Origin of the sequence: Variovorax sp. 54, assembly GCF_002754375.1 — a bacterium.
In the GTDB taxonomy this organism is placed as follows: domain Bacteria; phylum Pseudomonadota; class Gammaproteobacteria; order Burkholderiales; family Burkholderiaceae_C; genus Variovorax.
In genome coordinates this window covers 3,221,478-3,239,560 of the sequence record NZ_PEFF01000001.1, presented here as the reverse complement: position 1 = coordinate 3,239,560, position 18,083 = coordinate 3,221,478, and the positions used below count along the sequence as shown (strand labels likewise).

The 18,083-nt window shown below is 66.7% G+C and carries 16 protein-coding genes; 9 read left to right on the top strand and 7 right to left on the bottom strand.

The window, feature by feature from the left end; all coding sequences use genetic code 11:
- Positions 1–4 precede the first annotated feature (4 nt).
- Positions 5–505: a polyhydroxyalkanoate granule-associated phasin gene (locus CLU95_RS15025; protein ID WP_099794251.1), complete on the top strand. Its 501-nt coding sequence runs from the start codon at positions 5–7 to the stop codon at positions 503–505.
- Positions 506–517: 12 nt separating this feature from the next.
- Here the strand turns inward: CLU95_RS15025 and CLU95_RS15020 are convergent, their stop codons facing one another.
- The 3 genes from CLU95_RS15020 to CLU95_RS15010 form a co-directional block, all read right to left on the bottom strand.
- A complete protein-coding gene (locus CLU95_RS15020; protein ID WP_180288611.1) occupies positions 518–1,714 on the bottom strand; it encodes a metallophosphoesterase in 1,197 nt (398 codons plus the stop codon).
- Between the two features lie 184 nt (positions 1,715–1,898).
- Entirely contained in the window at positions 1,899–2,423 is a 525-nt protein-coding gene (locus CLU95_RS15015) for a hypothetical protein (RefSeq protein WP_099794250.1), read from the bottom strand.
- Between the two features lie 116 nt (positions 2,424–2,539).
- Positions 2,540–3,064 (bottom strand): hypothetical protein, encoded by a 525-nt coding sequence (locus CLU95_RS15010; RefSeq protein WP_099794249.1) that lies wholly within the window; start codon positions 3,062–3,064, stop codon positions 2,540–2,542.
- A 405-nt stretch (positions 3,065–3,469) separates the two neighbouring features.
- On the opposite strand from CLU95_RS15010, the gene CLU95_RS15005 reads away from it, so the two are divergent.
- Entirely contained in the window at positions 3,470–4,645 is a 1,176-nt protein-coding gene (locus CLU95_RS15005) for an ABC transporter substrate-binding protein (RefSeq protein WP_257214808.1), read from the top strand.
- Between the two features lie 83 nt (positions 4,646–4,728).
- On the opposite strand, the gene gyrB is transcribed toward CLU95_RS15005, so the two are convergent.
- From gyrB to dnaA, 3 genes are all read right to left on the bottom strand, one after another.
- Positions 4,729–7,350, bottom strand: coding sequence for a DNA topoisomerase (ATP-hydrolyzing) subunit B (gyrB, locus tag CLU95_RS15000; RefSeq protein ID WP_099794247.1), 2,622 nt, complete (start codon positions 7,348–7,350; stop codon positions 4,729–4,731).
- Positions 7,351–7,484: 134 nt separating this feature from the next.
- Complete coding sequence (gene dnaN / locus CLU95_RS14995; RefSeq protein WP_099794246.1) at positions 7,485–8,591, bottom strand: DNA polymerase III subunit beta; 1,107 nt, start codon at positions 8,589–8,591, stop codon at positions 7,485–7,487.
- 89 nt (positions 8,592–8,680) lie between these two features.
- Entirely contained in the window at positions 8,681–10,060 is a 1,380-nt protein-coding gene (gene dnaA, locus CLU95_RS14990) for a chromosomal replication initiator protein DnaA (RefSeq protein ID WP_099794245.1), read from the bottom strand.
- Positions 10,061–10,368: 308 nt separating this feature from the next.
- Between dnaA and rpmH the strand changes: the two genes are divergently transcribed.
- The 7 genes from rpmH (at position 10,369) to CLU95_RS14955 (ending at position 16,069) form a co-directional block, all read left to right on the top strand.
- Entirely contained in the window at positions 10,369–10,503 is a 135-nt protein-coding gene (gene rpmH, locus CLU95_RS14985) for a 50S ribosomal protein L34 (protein WP_007834827.1), read from the top strand.
- Between the two features lie 101 nt (positions 10,504–10,604).
- On the top strand, positions 10,605–11,027 hold the full coding sequence (locus tag CLU95_RS14980) for a ribonuclease P protein component (RefSeq protein ID WP_099794244.1): 423 nt from the start codon (positions 10,605–10,607) through the stop codon (positions 11,025–11,027).
- Positions 11,024–11,311 (top strand): membrane protein insertion efficiency factor YidD, encoded by a 288-nt coding sequence (gene yidD, locus CLU95_RS14975; RefSeq protein WP_099794243.1) that lies wholly within the window; start codon positions 11,024–11,026, stop codon positions 11,309–11,311. The genes CLU95_RS14980 and yidD overlap by 4 nt, the downstream gene beginning before the upstream one ends.
- A complete protein-coding gene (gene yidC, locus CLU95_RS14970) occupies positions 11,308–12,990 on the top strand; it encodes a membrane protein insertase YidC (protein WP_099794242.1) in 1,683 nt (560 codons plus the stop codon). The genes yidD and yidC overlap by 4 nt, the downstream gene beginning before the upstream one ends.
- 74 nt (positions 12,991–13,064) lie before the next feature.
- Positions 13,065–14,477, top strand: coding sequence for a tRNA uridine-5-carboxymethylaminomethyl(34) synthesis GTPase MnmE (gene mnmE / locus CLU95_RS14965; RefSeq protein ID WP_099794241.1), 1,413 nt, complete (start codon positions 13,065–13,067; stop codon positions 14,475–14,477).
- Positions 14,478–14,578: 101 nt separating this feature from the next.
- Positions 14,579–15,040, top strand: a complete 462-nt coding sequence (locus CLU95_RS14960) for a Crp/Fnr family transcriptional regulator (protein WP_099794240.1) — start codon at positions 14,579–14,581, stop codon at positions 15,038–15,040.
- 90 nt (positions 15,041–15,130) lie between these two features.
- Complete coding sequence (locus tag CLU95_RS14955; protein WP_099794239.1) at positions 15,131–16,069, top strand: zinc ribbon domain-containing protein; 939 nt, start codon at positions 15,131–15,133, stop codon at positions 16,067–16,069.
- Positions 16,070–16,085: 16 nt separating this feature from the next.
- On the opposite strand, the gene CLU95_RS14950 is transcribed toward CLU95_RS14955, so the two are convergent.
- A complete protein-coding gene (locus CLU95_RS14950) occupies positions 16,086–18,071 on the bottom strand; it encodes a monovalent cation:proton antiporter family protein (protein WP_099794238.1) in 1,986 nt (661 codons plus the stop codon).
- Positions 18,072–18,083: the final 12 nt, after the last annotated feature.

Sequence of the window (18,083 nt, the reverse complement as noted above, 5' to 3'; positions counted from 1 at the left end):
TCCCATGTCGTCCTTCAGTACCACCGCCCGCCTGGCCAGTCCGCTGATGCAATGGGGCGACCTGGCCCTCAAGGCCCACGAAACCTTGCTGTCGTCCGGCACGGTGATTCGCATGCGCACCGAGCGCATCGCCAAGGCCGGGCTCACGCCCAGCGCCGCCGACCTCGCGGAGTTCCAGCTGATGGGTCACGAAAAGCTCGCCGCAGCCAGCGAATCGGGCCTGGCGATGGCCAAGCAATGGCACAGCAGCCAGGCCTCGCTGGCCCAGCGTGCGTGGCAGCAATGGCTGCAGGGCACCACCGCGTTGTTCTCACTGGCCGGCAGCTTCACGCCGGCCCAGGCGGCCACGCACGGCGATGCGCTGGTGCAGGCCACGGCGCGCGGCGCCAGCACGATGGGTCAGTTCACGGGCGTCGCGGCGCGCATTGCGCGCGAAGGCCTGAAGCCGATCCACACCGCCGCCACGTCGAACGCGCGGCGGCTGCTGGCCGAACTGCAGGCCTGACGCCGCTGTGTTTCAGGATGGCGCCGGGACCAGCGTCACCAGCGTGATTTCTGACGGCGCGCCGAAACGCTTCGGCGGCCCCCAGTAGCCGGTGCCCCGGCTCACGTAGATCCACATGTCGTGCAGCCGGTGCAGGCCGGCCGTGAACGGCTGCTGCATCGGCACGAACAGGTTCCACGGAAAGAACTGGCCGCCGTGCGTGTGGCCCGACAGCTGCAGCTGGTAGCCGGCCGCGGCTGCCACCGGCGCGCTGCGCGGCTGGTGCGCCAGCAGCACGCGGGTGTGGACCAGCGGCGGCGCGTCGTACAGTGCCAGGTGCGGATCGCTCGCATGCGCGGCGTCGAAATGGCCGGCGGTGAAGTCGGTCACGCCGGCCAGCACCAGCGCGCTCTCGAACAGCTCTTCGTCGGTCTGCGCGCCGCGCACGTTGCGCGTCTGCAGCACCACGTGCTCGTTCAGCAGCACTTTCAGGCCGAGGCGGCGCAGCTCGTCGATCCAGGCATGCGCGCCCGCGTAGTACTCGTGGTTGCCCGTGACCACGAAGGTACCGTGGCGCGCGCGCAGGCCCGCCAGCGGTGCGATGTGCTCGCGCAGCTCGGGCACGCTGCCGTCCACCAGGTCGCCGGTGATCGCGATGGCGTCGGCGCCGAGCCCGTTCACTGCATCGACGATGCGCCGGATGTAGCCGCTGCGGATCGTCGGGCCCACGTGGATGTCGCTGAGCTGGGCGATCGTGAAGCCGGCCAGCGCCGCGGGCAGGCCGCGGATCGGCACGTCGACCCGCTTCACGCCGGCCGTGCGGCGCGCGTTGACGAAGCCGACCAGCGACACGCCCGTGGCCAGTGCCAGCACCGCCAACGCGCTCCAGGGCGCGACCGTGTCCCGGGGCACTTGCAGGCCACCGATCGTGCTGGCGACCCAGGCCAGCAGCAGGCCGAGGTCGCGCACCAGCGTCAAGATGAACAGCGAGGAGAACCAGCCCATGCTGATCAGGCCGATCCAGTGCAGCGTCTCGCCCGCCGGCTTCGCCTTGCGGTCGGCCTTCCGGCTGCGCGACACGAACGGCAGCGGCATCGTGACCGCCGACACCGCCAGCAGCACGAGCGCGAGCGGCCACGCAGGCGTGAACGACGCCAGCGCGGGCAGCAGGCGCAGCGCAATGTAGACGTGCAGGAGCGCGGTCAGGACGCTCAGGGGACGGATCGGCATCGGGACGGGGGGGACGCGGGCATGGCCCGGGACACGTCATCTGCAAGGCGCATGCCGCGCATTCAAGGCGCCGAAAGCTGCCTGGGTCGCTATTTTTTCTATAGCGCAAGGCAACCGGATAGCGGGCGTTGTGGCGCCGCGGGCGTGACGGTTCGGTGTCGGCCGCAGCGCGATGCCGTTGCGCCTACCGCACCGTGCGCGTGCCGGCGGAAGCCATGTCGGTGCCCGCCGGCCACTCGAAGACCGCCTTGGCCGGCGCGCCCAGTGACACCTGCAGCGTCTGCTTCAGCGTCTGGCCGCCAATGCGAGCCTCCACTTCATAGCGGCCCGGCTCGAGCCGCGCCACCATGAACGGGCCGCCCGAGACCACGTTGTCGAGCAGCGCCGTGCCGTGGCTGTCGCGCACGGTGACGTGCACGCCGGCCGCGAAGTCGGCGCGGCGGCCGTCCTTGATCGCGAATTCGAAGCTCGCGGGCCAGCGCGGCGACACGGTTTCCATTAGCTGGGCCTCGTCCTGGCCGATGCCGCCGCTCATGTACTCGACGCCGTGCGCCATGAGGATCGGCGGGTTCATCGCGGCCTGGGCCGGCTGCGCCGAGAGCGCACCGCCGAGCAGCACGAGCAAGGCGGCGCCCGTTGCGACAGTTGCGGCGGCGATGGGCCGCGCGTGCGAGAACAGAAACAGGGGATTGGTGGTGGTGAGAGACATCGAAGCCTTCCTTTCCGGGCGATGGTGGCGACAGGCCACGCAGGAGGGCACTGTGCCGGGCACGACTTAAGGAAAACTTAACTGACTGCGCGCGGGCCGCGGTGGCCCGCGTCGGGTCAGCGTGCGGCGGTCTGCGCCAGCGCCTGGGGCAGCGGCGGCGCGACCGAGGCCATGTCGAAGTTCGACGGCCAGACGAACGAGGCGCGCGCCGGAATGCCGGCGATCACGACCAGCTGCTGCGTGAGCGTGAGCCCACCCAGCGTCACGTCGACGTCGTAGGCGCCCGGTTCGAGCCGCGCGAGCATGGTGGGCGCCTGGGTCTGCACTTCCATCACCGTCTGGCCCGTGTACTTCTGGCGGATCTGGATCGCTGCCTTGGCCGGGAAGCCGGCCTGCTGCGCGCCCTTGCCGTCGTTCACGCGGAAGTCGATGGTCGCGGCCCAGCGCGGCGCGACCATTTCCAGGAAGGCGGCTTCGCCCTTGGCGGCACCGCCGCACATGTATTCGATGCCCTGCGCGATCTGGATCGGCGGGTTCGAGAACGCGTGGGCCGGCGACACGGCCCCGAGGAAGGCCGCGGCGACCGATGCGGCGCCCAGAACCAGTGCCGCCACGGGCTGTTGGAAACGCTTGGGGTTCATTGCTCTGTGTGTCCTCGATCTTGCGTGACAGGAAATCCGTCAGGAATTTTGCTTAGCAAGAGTCGGGCTAGATATAGCGTTTACGAGGAAGCTTCTGCGTTGCGCAGGTGAATGCTATTGTTTTCATAGCTGGTGACGCCCGTGTGACGGGCGCCACTCACACTTTTCGGGTGTCTTTCATCGGAAACCCTGAGACGGGGCTTGTGCGCATTTGGTGGCAACGGGTACTCACGGATTCGGTGCAGTGTTCAATCTGCTGAATCGGCAACAAAAGACGGAAGTTGAGTGCAATTGACTGGGCATACCCTAGCTATGGAACGGCGAACAAAGAAATTAGGCTCGACCTTTCTTCCAAAGCGCTAAAGCCAAATGCCTCATCCAACTCGCCGATTCATGTACTTGCTGATGGGTTTGGGGCTGGCTGCCCAAGCCACCGCCCAGCAGCCCGCGCCCGCCGCTGCACCGATCCGCATCGGCGTCATCGGCCCTTTCACGGGGCCATCGGCCGATTTCGGCCTGCCCATGCTCAACGGCGTGAAGATGGCCGTCGACGAAGTCAATGCCGTGGGCGGGTATCTCGGGCGCTCGCTCGAACTGGTGATCAAGGACGATCAGGCCAATCCGGACATCGGCCGCTCGCAATCCCAGGCCCTCGTCCATGACAAAGTGGTCGCCGCCATCGGCTTCTGCAATACCGGCGTGGCGATGAAATCATTGGCCGTTTTCAATGACGCGAAATTGCCGCTGATCGTGCCCTGTGCCACCGGTTCGGCGCTGACCTCGACCTATCCGCCGGCCACGAGCTATGTCTTTCGCACCTCGCCCAAAGACAGCATCCAGGCGCCCTTTGTGGTCGACGACCTGCTGGCGCGGGGTTGGAAACGGGTCGCTGTGCTGCACGACACCACCGGGTACGGCGAGGCGGGCGTGAAGGATGTGGAGAAGGCGCTGGCCGCCAGGAACCTCAAGCCCGTGTACGTGGGCCGCTTCCAACTCGGTGTGAAAGACCTGACGAAGGAACTGTCGGAGGCCAAGGCGGCCGGCGCGGACGTCATCTTCAGCTACACCGTGGGCCCCGAAAATGCCGTCATCGCACGGGGCCGGCAGGCCCTGAACTGGAAGGTGCCGCAAGTCGGGGCGTGGCCGCTGTCCTTCCCTTCCTTCATCGACGGCGCCCGGGAGGCCGCCGAGGGTGCGTTGATGGCGCAGAGCTTCATCGCCGAGCCCAGCAACGAGCGCCGCTCGTCGTTTCTGTCCAACTACGTGCGCAAATTCAACACAAAGCGCATCCCGGTGCCGATGGCCGCCGCGCAGGCGTACGACGCCACGTACCTGTTGGCCCACGCGATGTTCAATGTGCCGAACGGCAAGCTCGAAGGCCCGTTCATCAAGGCCTCGCTCGAGCAGCCCAAGCGGCCGTACTACGGCGTGGTCACGACCTATGACAAGTCGTTCTCGGAGAACGACAAGGACGCGATTTCGCCCAACATGCTGGTGATGGGCGTGGTGCGCAACGGGCAGATCACCTTCGCGTACCCGGAGGATGCGAAGCGCAACCTGTTCGTGCAGCGCAAGCAGTGAACGTGAAGAAGTGAGGCGTCCGCAGGACGCCTTCGCAGCGCACAGCGCGACACGGCGGGTGTCGCGCTGTGGTGCGGAATCGATCAGACGTCGATGTTCGACGCGCGCAGCGCGTTCTGCTCGATGAACTCGCGGCGCGGTTCCACCTCGTCGCCCATCAGCATGGTGAACACGCGGTCGGCTTCGATCGCGTCGTCGATCTGCACGCGCAGCAGGCGGCGCACGGTCGGGTCCATGGTGGTTTCCCACAGCTGCTCGGGGTTCATCTCGCCCAGACCCTTGTAGCGCTGGCGCGAGGTGGCGCGTTCGGCTTCGCCGATCAGCCACTTCATGGCCTGGCGGAAGTCGTCGACCTTTTCTTCCTTGCCGCGTTCGCCCTCGCCGCGCTTGACCAGCGCGCCTTCGGTGCTCAGCAGGCCGCGGAAGGTGTTGGCAGCCTGCGCGAGCGCGTCGTAGTCGGCGCCGTGCACGAAGTCCTGCGAGATCACGCTGGACTTGATGTTGCCGTGGTGGCGGCGGCTGATGCGCAGCAGCGGCTTGTCGGTGCGGGCGTCGAACTCGCTGCTCACCTCGGCCGGCACGCCGGTCGTGTTGAGTTCGCGCAGCTTGGCCTGCAGCGCCACGGCCGAAGCCTCGGCGGCGGCCGGCGTGTCCAGGTCGAGCGCCACGCCGTCGGCGATGGCGCGCAGTGCTTCGGCGTCCATGAAGTTGCGCAGGCGGGCGATGACGGCCTCGGCCACCTGGTGCTTGCGCGCCAGTTCGGCCAGGGTGTCGCCCGACAGCGTGGTCGAGGCGGCGCCGCCGGTCTCGATGCTCGCGTCTTTCAGTGCCACCTTGAGCAGGAAGGCGTCGAGCGCGGGACCGTCCTTCAGGTACTGCTCTTCCTTGCCGACCTTCACCTTGTACAGCGGCGGCTGCGCGATGTAGATGTGGCCGCGTTCGACCAGCTCGGGCATCTGGCGGTAGAAGAACGTGAGCAGCAGCGTGCGGATGTGGGCGCCGTCCACGTCGGCGTCGGTCATGATGATGATGCGGTGGTAGCGCAGCTTGGCGACGTTGAAGTCGTCCGCGCCGCCGCCGGCCGTGGTTGCGCCGGCGCGGCCGATGCCGGTACCGAGCGCGGTGATCATCGTGAGAATTTCGTTGCTGGTGAGCAGCTTCTCGTAGCGCGCCTTCTCGACGTTCAGGATCTTGCCGCGCAGCGGCAGGATGGCCTGGAACTTCCGGTCGCGGCCCTGCTTGGCGGAGCCGCCGGCGGAGTCACCCTCCACCAGGTAGACCTCGCACAGGGCGGGGTCCTTTTCCTGGCAGTCGGCCAGCTTGCCGGGCAGGCCCATGCCGTCGAGCACGCCCTTGCGGCGCGTCATTTCGCGGGCCTTGCGCGCGGCTTCGCGGGCGCGGGCGGCCTCGACGATCTTGCCGCAGATGATCTTGGCGTCGTTCGGGCGTTCCTGCAGGTAGTCGGTCAGCAGGCGGCCGACGATGTCTTCCACCGGCGCGCGCACCTCGCTGGACACCAGCTTGTCCTTGGTCTGGCTGGAGAACTTGGGCTCGGGCACCTTCACGCTCAGCACGCAGCACAGGCCTTCGCGCATGTCGTCGCCGGTGACCTCGACCTTCGCCTTTTTCGCGAACTCGTTCTCTTCGATGTACTTGTTGATGACGCGGGTCATCGCGGCGCGCAGGCCGGTCAGGTGGGTGCCGCCGTCACGCTGCGGGATGTTGTTGGTGAAACACAGCACCTGCTCGTTGTAGCCGCTGTTCCACTGCATCGCCACTTCGACGCCGATGTGCGTGCCGGGGATGCCGCCGTAGGTGTCGGCCGGCTTTTCGCCCGCTGCGTAGAACGAGTTCGGGTGCAGGACGGTCTTGCCCTTGTTGATGAACTCCACGAAGCCGCGCACGCCGCCGGCGCCGGAGAAGTCGTCTTCCTTGCCGGTGCGTTCGTCGAGCAGGCGGATGCGCACGCCGTTGTTCAGGAAGCTCAGCTCGCGCAGGCGCTTGCTCAGGATTTCGTAGTGGAAATCGCTGTTTTCCTTGAAGATTTCCGTGTCGGGCAGGAAGTGGACTTCGGTGCCGCGCTTGTCGGTGTCACCGATGATCTTCATGGGCGAGACCTCGACGCCGTTCACGGTCTCGAGCAGGCGGTTCTGCACGAAGCCGCGGCTGAATTCGAGTTCGTGGATCTTGCCTTCGCGGCGCACGATAAGGCGCAGCTTCACGCTCAGCGCGTTCACGCACGAGACGCCCACGCCGTGCAGGCCGCCCGACACCTTGTAGCTGTTCTGGTTGAACTTGCCGCCAGCGTGCAGTTCGGTGAGCGCAATCTCAGCGGCCGAGCGCTTGGGCTCGTGCTTGTCGTCCATCTTCACGCCGGTCGGGATGCCGCGGCCGTTGTCGGTGACGGAGATCGAGTTGTCGGAGTGGATGGTCACGACGATGTCGTCGCAATGGCCCGCCAGCGCTTCGTCGATGGAGTTGTCGACCACTTCGAACACGAGGTGGTGCAGGCCCGTGCCGTCGGAGGTGTCGCCGATGTACATGCCCGGGCGCTTGCGCACGGCTTCCAGACCTTCGAGGATCGTGATCGAGCCTTCGCCGTAGCTGGTGTCGGCGGGGACGCCTTCGGGCGCCACGATCTGGATTTCGGGGGTATAGACCGGCTCGGTGTGCGGCACTTCGGGCTTGTTCTCTTCTGCACTCATTCGGATATTCCTCTGTCTCTCACGGGTTTCCCGTGATTTTTCGGGCTCTCAAAAGCTCAATTCGCCGCCTCTTGAAAGCGCAAACCCGCGGGGGGCCGCGGGTTGTGTGCGCAAGGCGCTGTGTCTTGGGGGGTCTAGATGCGCATCGGCATCACGACGTACTTGAAAGATGCGTTCTCGGGGATGGTTAACAAGGCCGAGCTGTTGGAGTCGGCCAAGTCCAGCTTGACCATGTCCTGGTCCATGTTCGACAGCGCGTCGATCAGGTAGGTCACGTTGAAGCCGATCTCGATGCTGTCGCCGCCGTAGTCGATGTCGAGTTCGTCCTGGGCTTCTTCCTGCTCGGCGTTGTTCGACGCGATGCGCAGCGTGCCCGGCTCGATGTTCAGGCGCACGCCCTTGAACTTCTCGCTGGTCAGGATGGCGGTGCGCTGCAGGCTGGCCAGGAGCGGTGCACGGCCGAGCGTGACGGTGTTCTTGTGGTTCTTGGGAATCACGCGGTTGTAGTCGGGGAACTTGCCCTCGACCAGCTTGGTGACGAACTCCATGCCGCCGAAGCTGAACTTGGCCTGGTTGTTCGCGAACTGCATCTCGATGGCGCCTTCGGCGTCGGACAGCAGGCGCTGCATTTCGAGCACGGTCTTGCGCGGCAGGATCACTTCCTGGCGCGGCACTTCGACGTCGAGCAGGGCCGACGAGAACGCCAGGCGGTGACCGTCGGTGGCCACCAGGCTCAGCTGCTTGCCTTCGGCCACGAACAGGATGCCGTTCAGGTAGTAGCGGATGTCGTGCACGGCCATCGCGAACGAAACCTGCGAGAGCAGGTCTTTGAGCGTCTTTTGCGGCACGCTGAACACGGGGCCGAAATTGGCGGCTTCCTGCACCAGCGGGAAGTCTTCGGCGGGCAGCGACTGCAGCGTGAAGCGGCTCTTGCCACCCTTGAGCACGAGCTTGCTGGCGCTCGATTCGAGGCTCACCGTCTGGTCGGCCGGCATGGTGCGCAGGATGTCGATCAGCTTGCGCGCGCCGATGGTGGTCGTGAAATTGCCCTCGTCGCCACCGAGCTCGGCGGTGGTGCGGATCTGGATCTCGAGGTCGCTGGTGGTCAGCTGCAGCTGGCCGCCGGTCTTGCGGATCAGCACATTGGCCAGGATCGGCAGGGTATGACGCCGTTCCACGATGCCAGCCACCGACTGCAGGGCGGCAAGAACTTTGTCTTGGGTTGCCTTCAAAACGATCATGTCTTCTTCCTCTTCTCTTATCTCTTTGAATCAGCTTTCAGGACGCCATTCTCCGCTGTCGCGAGGGGCGTTCTTGATGACATTCGGCTTCAGCCTTTGAGGGTCTGTTCGAGGACGTGGAGCTGCTGGTTGAGTTCGGTGAGCTGCTGGCGCTCGCCCGAAATCTTGCGCACCGCGTGGAGCACCGTCGTGTGGTCGCGACCGCCGAACAGCTCGCCGATTTCCGGCAGGCTCTTCTGCGTGAGCTCCTTGGCCAGGTACATCGCGATCTGCCGAGGCCGCGCAATGCTGGCCGGGCGTTTCTTGCTGTACATGTCGGCGACCTTGATCTTGTAGTAGTCGGCCACCGTCTTCTGGATATTTTCGACCGAGATCTGCCGATTCTGGATCGACAGCAGGTCGCGCAGCGCCTCGCGCGCCAGGGCGATCGAGATCTCCTTCTGGTTGAAGCGCGAGTAGGCCAGGATCTTGCGCAGGGCGCCTTCGAGCTCGCGCACGTTGGAGCGCACGTTCTTGGCCACGAAGAAGGCGACTTCCTCGGGCATTTCGGTGCCTTCAACGCGGGCCTTGTTGATCAGAATTGCCACGCGCATCTCGAGCTCGGGCGGCTCGATCGCCACCGTGAGGCCCGAATCGAAGCGCGACACCAGCCGCTCGTGGATGTCGGCAAGACCCTTGGGATAGGTGTCGCTGGTCATCACGATGTGCGACTTCTTGGCGAGCAAGGCCTCGAACGCGTTGAAGAACTCTTCCTGCGTGCGGTCCTTGTTGGCGAAGAACTGCACGTCGTCGATCAGCAGCAGATCGAGCGAGTGGTAGCGCTCCTTGAACTCATCGAAAGTCTTGCGCTGATAGGCCTTGACCACATCCGACACGAACTGTTCGGCGTGGATGTAGAGAACTTTCGAATCCGGCCGGTCAGCCAGCAGCCGATTGCCCACCGCGTGCATCAGGTGGGTCTTGCCCAGGCCGACGCCGCCGTAGATGAAAAGCGGGTTGTACAGGTGGCCCGGCATGCCGGCCACGTGCATCGCCGCGGCGCGTGCCATGCGGTTGGCCGTGCCCTCGACCAGGGTGTCGAAAGTGAGCCCCGAATTGAGGCGGTTCTTGAAACCGGCGGCGGCCGGTTCCTCGCCCGGGCCGGCCACGTCGCGCGGCACATCCGTTTCGGCCATGATGGCCATGGGCGCAACACGGACGGGGGCTTCGCGCGGAGCGAGCGCTAACTCGATGGTGACCGGCTGGCCGTACATCTTCTCGGCCATGGCCGCGATCTTGCCGGCGTACTGGGCACGGATCCAGTCGAGCTTGAAGCGGTTGGCGACGAACACCGTCATGCGCGAAAGGTCGTCGGCGACCTGCGCGTTGAGGGGTTTGATCCAGGTATTGAACTGCTGCTCGGACAGCTCCTGCGCGAGCTGGTCGACGCAGGCTTGCCACAGGCTTTCGCCGATGCCGTCAGTCGACATGGGTGCTTGAAAAAGTGAGGGAACCTTCGGGCATTTCTTGTATAGGTATTGTGGATATTCTCTGCTGGAAGGCGCCGGGCATTCTAACTTGTCAAAACCTTATCCACATGCTGCGCTGCACATGGAAAGGCCCGCAAATCCAGTCGAAGATTGTTCCCGCGGCCAATGTTTGCGATAATTGCGGGTTTCCCTGAAAAGCCTTCACAGCGTCTTTCGGGGGCCATCCGAAACTCGCTCCCCCAGCGCTCGTCGGGTTTGTGCATGCCTTCATGCGGAAACCGGCGCAAACAGGGAATCAGGAAACCATCATGAAACGCACTTACCAAGCATCCAAAGTCCGCCGCGCCCGTACCCACGGCTTTCTGGTCCGCATGAAGACCCGTGGCGGCCGCGCCGTGATCAACGCACGCCGCGCCAAGGGCCGCAAGCGCCTGGCCGTCTGACGGCACCCCACCTGCCGTTGTCAGCCGCCGATACGTCCGCGCAGGCTCCTGCAGCCTCTGCGCCTGGCCCCGCCAGCAGCGACGTCCGCGGCCCGGCTTCTTTGCAGCGGCTCAAGACCCGCGCGCAATTCCAGGCCGTCCTCGCAGGTGCCACCGTGGCGCGCACTGCCCATTTCGCATTGCACCGCTGTGCGCTCGATGCTTCCGCATCGGGCGCCGCTTCGCTGTTTCCGTCCGATGAGGTCTGGCTGGGCGCCATGGTGCCCAAGCGCTGGGCACGCCGCGCGGTGACGCGCAACGCCATCAAGCGCCAGATCTACACCGTGAGCGCCGCGCCTGGCGTTGCTTTGCCGCGTGCCGCGCACGTGGTGCGTCTGCGCGCCGGTTTCGATCGCAAGGTATTCGTGAGCGCCTCTTCGGACGCGCTCAAGGCCGCCGTGCGCGCCGAGCTCCAGCAACTGCTGGCGCGCGCCGGGCGCCCGGCGGCACCAGCTCCCGCCTCCTCTGCACGCGCCTCCGCATGAAACGCCTGCTGATCGGCCTCGTGAAGGCCTACCGCCTGCTGCTGAGCCCCTGGCTCGGGCAGTCGTGCCGCTTCACGCCGACCTGCTCCGTGTATTCGATCGAGGCGTTGGAAGTGCACGGCGCGCTCAAGGGCAGTTACCTGACTTTGCACCGCATCGCGCGCTGCCAGCCCTGGTGCCAGGGCGGCCACGATCCGGTTCCACCGAAATCACAGCGTCGCACTGAGCGGTCAGGCTCGCTGTTTTCGTCTCTTCTCTCCTCCGACAAGAAGTCTTCGTCATGAACGATATCCGCCGCACGATCCTGTGGGTGATTTTTGGTTTCTCGCTCGTGCTGCTGTGGGACCAATGGCAGGTCTTCAACGGCAACAAGCCGACCTTCCTGCCGTCGACCAAGCCCGCCGTCACGGCACCGGCTGCCGGTACGGCCACGAACAACGGCGTGCCGACCGCGGCTGCCGCAGCCGGCGGCACCGCAGGTGCCGTACCCACGCAGGCGGCCCCGGCCGCGCCGCGCGAGCAGGTCGTGGTGACCACCGACCTGTTCAAGGCGACGATCGACAGCGAAGGCGCCACGGTCAACCACCTCGAACTGCTCAAGTACGACGAAGCCGACCGCACCAAGCGCGTCGTGCTGTTCGAGAACGGCTCGCCCGCCACGCGTTACGTCGCGCAGACCGGCCTGCTGAACCCCGTCGCTGGCGATGCCTTCCCCAACCACCTGACGGCCATGACGCCGAAGGCCGGTCCGCGCGCGATGGCCGACGGCCAGAACATGCTCGAAGTGAGCTTCGAAAGCGCCCCGGTCGGCGGGCTGAAGTACATCAAGACCTACGTGTTCAAGCGTGACGACTACGTCATCGGCGTGCGCCACGAAGTGGTCAACGTGAGCGACCAGCCGCGCGACGCACAGCTGTACATGCAGCTGCTGCGCCACGGCACCGTGGCCGCCGGCACCATGTTCGGCACCAACACCTTCACGGGTCCGGCCGCGTACACCAACGAGAAGAAGTTCCACAAGCTCGACTTCAAGGACATCGCCAAGGGCAAGATCGAACCGCCGCCGCCGGCCAACGACGGCTGGATCGCGATGGTGCAGCATTACTTCGCGTCGGCCTGGCTGCTCAAGGGCGACCCGGCCAGCGAACAGCTGCGCCGCGAATTCCGCGTGAAGGACCTGGGCGACAACCTCTTCACCGTCGCCATGGTGGCGACGCTGCCGAAGATCGCTCCGGGCGCCACGCAGGTCGTGAACAGCGCGCTGTTCGCCGGCCCCGAAGAAGAAAAGAAGCTCGAAGCCATCGCCCCCGGCCTGGACCTGGTGAAGGACTACGGCATCTTCGCGATCATCTCCAAGCCGCTGTACTGGCTGCTCACGCAGCTGCACGGCATCCTGGGCAACTGGGGCTGGTCGATCGTCGCGCTCGTGGTGCTGCTGAAGGCGGCCTTCTACTGGCTCAACGCCAAGGCCTACGCCAGCATGGCCAAGATGAAGGCCATCAACCCGAAGATCATGGAAATGCGCGAGCGGCTGAAGGACAAGCCGCAAGAAATGCAGCAGGAAATGATGCGGATCTACAAGACCGAAAAGGTCAATCCGATGGGCGGCTGCTTCCCCATCGTGATCCAGATCCCGGTGTTCATTGCGCTGTACTGGGTGCTGCTGTCGTCGGTTGAAATGCGCCATGCGCCGTGGATTCTCTGGATCACCGACCTGTCGGCACCGGACCCCTGGTACATCCTGCCGATCGTGATGACGGCCACCTCGCTGTTCCAGACCTGGCTCAACCCGACGCCGCCCGATCCGATGCAGGCCAAGCTGATGTGGATCATGCCGCTCGCGTTCAGCGTGATGTTCATCTTCTTCCCGGCCGGCCTGGTGCTGTACTGGATCACGAACAACGTGCTGTCGATCGCGCAACAGTGGTTCATCAACAAGCGACTGGGCGTGCTGGGCAAATAAGCCGCACGGCCTCCGCCACCCGCAAAGGGCCGCATCCGCGGCCCTTTGCTTTTTGCTGAAAGAATCGCGCTGTCATGACGCTTGCCCGCACCTCCGATCCCATCGTCGCCATCGCCACCGCCCCGGGGCGCGGGGCGGTCGGCATCGTTCGCGTGTCGGGCGCCCGGCTGGCGCCGCTGGTCGAGGCGCTGTGCGCCCGTGCGCTCAAGCCGCGCGAGGCCACCTACCTGCCCTTTCGCGATGCGCAGGGCGAGCCGGTCGACCACGGCCTGGCGATCCATTTCCCGACGCCGCATTCCTACACCGGCGAAGACGTGCTCGAGCTGCAGGCGCACGGCGGCCCGGTCGTGCTGCAGCTCTTGTTGTCGCGCTGCCTCGAGGCCGCAGCCGAAATCGATCCGGCCACCCATCGTCCACGCCTGCCCGGCCTGCGCGTGGCCGAGCCGGGCGAGTTCAGCCAGCGCGCCTTTCTCAACGGCAAGATCGACCTGGCCCAGGCCGAGGCCATCGCCGACCTGATCGACGCGAGCACCGAGGCCGCCGCGCGCAGTGCCGGGCGCTCGCTGTCGGGCGCGTTCTCGCGTGAGATCCACACGCTGCGCGACGCGCTCATCCACCTGCGCATGCTGGTCGAGGCCACGCTCGACTTTCCCGAGGAAGAAATCGACTTCCTCCAGAAAGCCGACGCCACGGGCCAGCTGCAACGGCTGCAGGCGCAGTTGGCCGCCGTGCAGCTGCGCGCCAAGCAAGGGGCATTGCTGCGCGAAGGCATCAAGGTGGTGATCGCGGGCCAACCCAACGCCGGCAAGAGTTCGCTGCTCAACGCGCTGGCCGGCGCCGAGCTGGCCATCGTGAGCGCCATCGCGGGCACCACGCGCGACGTGGTCTCGCAGACCATCCAGATCCACGGCGTGCCGCTGCACGTGGCCGACACCGCCGGCCTGCGCGACAGCACCGACGAGGTCGAACAGATCGGCGTGGCGCGCGCCTGGGGGCAGATCGAAAGCGCCGACGCCGTGCTGTTCCTGCACGACCTCACGCGCGCCGACCAGCCCGACTACGCCGCCGCCGACGCCGAGATCCTGGCGGGCCTGCGGCGCAAGCTGCCGGCGAGCGTGCCGGTGCTCGATGTGTGGAACAAGCAGGACGCTGCATCGTCGGCCGCGCCACCGTCCGAAGGCATCGCGCTGTCAGCCAAGACCGGCGCGGGCATCGAGGCGCTGCGCGACCAACTGCTCGCCATGGCCGGCTGGCAGGCCGTGCCCGAAGGCGTTTACCTGGCGCGCGCGCGCCATGTGCAGGCGCTGGCCCGCGTCGAGACGCACCTCGCGCTGGCGGCGGCCCACCTGGCGGCGCAGGCGCAGCTGCTCGACCTGCTGGCCGAGGAGCTGCGGCTGGCCCAGAACGCGCTCAACGAGATCACCGGCGAGTTCGGCGCGGACGATCTGCTGGGTGTCATCTTTTCGCGCTTCTGTATCGGGAAATAGCGACACATGCGTGCGCTTCGCCGGGGAAAGCGTAAACAGTTGTAGCCGAACCTCGGGGCCTTCGCGGATACTTCGGATCACTTGCGGGGGTCGAGAAAAACATGTCCATCCAGAACCTGAGCCGCGCCATCGCGGAGAACCTGAGCGCCGATGCGTTCGCGCTGACCTTGAGCGTCGCGCAGTGGGACACGCTCGCGGGTTATCTGCAGCCGATCGAAACCGCCATCGGCGACGTGCTGATCTCCCAGGGCACGCACGACCGCTCGGTGTTCTTCATCGAAAGCGGCGCCATCAGCGTGCACCGTGTCAGCAGCAAGGAGCAGATGCGCCTGGCCGTGCTGTCGCCGGGCTCGGTGGTGGGCGAAGGCTCGTTCTTCTCGCGTGAGCCGCATGCGGCCAACGTGGTGGTGACGGGTGCGGGGCGCGCGTGGCGCCTCACCGCCGTGCGGTTTTCCGAGATGTCGAACCGCCAGCCCAACATGGCGCTGGACATCGCGATGGCGCTCGGCGCCGTGATCGCCAAGCGCATGGCGCACCGTTCCAAGCGGGTGGCCGTCACCTGAGCTGAGCTTCCCGCTCGCCGCGCGCTGCCAGCCGCTGCACAACAACAAGAACAAGTCTTCGTTTTCGATCCTGAGAATTGCTGGTGAGCCATGGCCTTGATCTGCCCGGTCTGTGACGCGGACAACCGCGACGGTGCCAACTTCTGCAGAAGCTGCGGTGGCCGGCTGTCGGCCGCCGACCGCATTCCCCCGCCGCCGGGGCCCGCCGCTGCCGACCGCGAATGGGCGACCACCGCACCGGCCCAACTGCGCGCGCCGACCATTCCCGCGCCGTTGTTCGATCCCGCGGAGTCGAAGCGCGCGTCGTCGCCTGCGTCCAACGGCTGGATGCCCGAGCCGCCCCCACCACCGCCGGCGGATGAACGAACCGTGATCGTGGCGCCGGGACGTGGGGGCGCGGGGTCGTCCTTGCCTCCGTCCCCGCGGGCCGACCGGCCAAAGACGCGGATCAAGGTCAAGCGCATCAAGCCGCCCGAGCCGGTGCTGCGCCCGCGTGGCATCGGGTTGTGGCTGGGGCTGCTCGCGGTCGCGCTGCTGCTGGTGGTCGCGGGCTGGCTGGGCTACGGGACTGGCAGCAAGGCGCCCGAACCGGCCGGGGCGCCGGCCCCAGCGATCGCGCCGGCTCCCGTGGTGGCGCCGCCAGCGGTCGAGCCATCGCCCGTTCCGACCGAGCCCGCGCCGCCCGTGGCCGAACCGCCACCTGCAGAAGCGGTCGTCGAGCCAGCCGAAGCTGCACCCAAGCCGACGCCCGTCGCGAAGCCGCGCAAGCCGGCGACGCCTGCCGCGCCAGCGCCGCAGGCACCGCCCGCTGCGGCGCCCGTGGCGGTTGCTCCAGCACCCGCGCCTGCGACACCGGCTCCGCCGGCCGATCCGCAGGCCCAATGCGGCGACCGCAACTTCATCGCCAAGGCGCAATGCATGGCGGCCCAGTGCGCGAAGCCCGAGTACAAGTCGCACGCGCAGTGCGAAGCGGTGCGCCGTCAGCAGCGCATCGACGAAGAAAAGCGCAACCCGTCGCTCTTGAACTGAGCCCGCGCCGGCGGCCTCAGCCCTTCTGCAGCCGCTCGATGGCAATCGCCAGCGCGGCGGGCTTGCCCGACAGAACCAGCGTGTCACCGTCCGACAGCAGCGTGTCGTCGTCCGGCACGCGCGCCTGACCGTCCTGCCGGCGCAGGTTGGCCACGCGCACGCCCAGCGTCGGCAGCGCCAGCCGTCCCAGCGTCTGGCCGATGGCGCGTGCGCCCGACGTGAGCGTGAAGCTGTTCAGGCGCTCGTGGTCGATCTCGTCGGCGTTGTCGTCGTCGGCGCCGTGGAAGTAGCCGCGCAGCAGGTTGTAGCGCGCGTCGCGCTGGTCCTGCACGACACGGATCACGCGCCGCATCGGCACGCCGACCAGCGCCAGCGCATGGCTGGCGAGCATCAGCGAACCCTCGATGGCCTCGGGCACCACCTCGGTCGCGCCGGCGGCCTGCAGTTTTTCGAGGTCGTGGTCGTCCTGCGTGCGCACAATCACCGGCACGTGCGCCGCGTGGGCGCGGGTGTTGGCCAGCACCTTCATCGCGCCCCCCACGTCCAGGTAGGTGACGACCACCGCGCTGGCGCGCGCTAGGCCCGCGGCCATCAGCGCCTGCAGCCGCGCCGCGTCGCCGAACACCACCGAATCGCCGGCCGCGGCGGCCTGGCGCACGCGGTCGGGGTCGAGGTCGAGCGCCATGTAGGGAATGCCTTCGCGCTCGAGGATGCGCGCCAGGTTCTGGCCGCAGCGCCCGTAGCCGCAGATGATCACGTGCTGCGCGGTGTTGATGGTCTTGCGCGCGATGCTGGTCATCTGCAGCGACTGCTGCAGCCAGTCGCTGGCCACCAGCTTGCGCACGATGGCGTTGCTGTACATCACGATGAAGGGCGTGGCCAGCATCGACAGCACCATCGACGCCAGCACCGGGTTGGCCAGCCACGGCGGCAGCAGGCTGCGCTCTTGCGCGAGCGTGAGCAGCACGAAGCCGAACTCGCCGGCCTGCGCCAGGTACAGGCCGGTGCGCAGCGACACGCCCGAAGTCGCGCCCAGCACCCGCGCCAGCACGGTCACCAACACCAGCTTGAACAGCAGCGGCACCACCAGCAGCACGGCCACCAGCAGCCAGCGCTCGACCACGATGTGCCAGTCGAGCGACATGCCGACGGTGATGAAGAACAGCCCCAGCAGCACGTCGTGAAAGGGGCGGATGTCGGTTTCGACCTGGTGCTTGTATTCCGTTTCCGACACCAGCATGCCGGCGATGAAGGCGCCCAGCGCCAGGCTCAGGCCGGCCCGCTCGGTGAGCCAGGCCAGGCCCAGCGTGATCAGCAGCACGTTCAGGATGAACAGCTCTTCGCTGCGCCGCCGCGCCACTAGCGTGAGCCACCAGCGCATGATGCGCGGCCCGCCGTAGAGCAGCACGCCGATGAGGAAGGTCGCCTTCACCAGCGCGAAGCCCAGCGCCTTGGCCAGCGCCTCGGGCGGTGCGCCCAGGGCGGGAATCAGCACCAGCAGCGGCACCACGGCCAGGTCTTGAAACAGCAGCACGCCCATCACGCGCTTGCCGTGTTCGCTCTCCAGCTCGAGCCGCTCGGCCATCAGCTTGACCACGATGGCCGTGCTGCTCATGGTGAGCGCGCTCGACAGCGCCAGCGTGGTCTGCCACCCGAGCTGCCAGGCCGGTGGCAGCTGCGTGGCGATGAGCAGCGCGCCGACGGTGGCCAGCGCCATGGTCAGCAGCACCTGCAGCAGGCCCAGCCCGAACACGTGCTTGCGCATGGCGCGCAGCTTGGGCAGGCTGAACTCGAGCCCGATCACGAACATCAGGAACACCACGCCGAATTCGCCCAGGTGGCGGATGCCTTCGGAGTTCTGCGCCAGCGCCAGCGCATGCGGGCCGATGAGCACGCCGGCCGTCAGGTAGCCGAGCATCGGCGGCAGCTTCAGTGACCGGCAGGCCACCACGCCGATCACCGCGGCCAACAGATACAACAGCGTGAGATCGAACGAAGACATAGGCGCCGATGC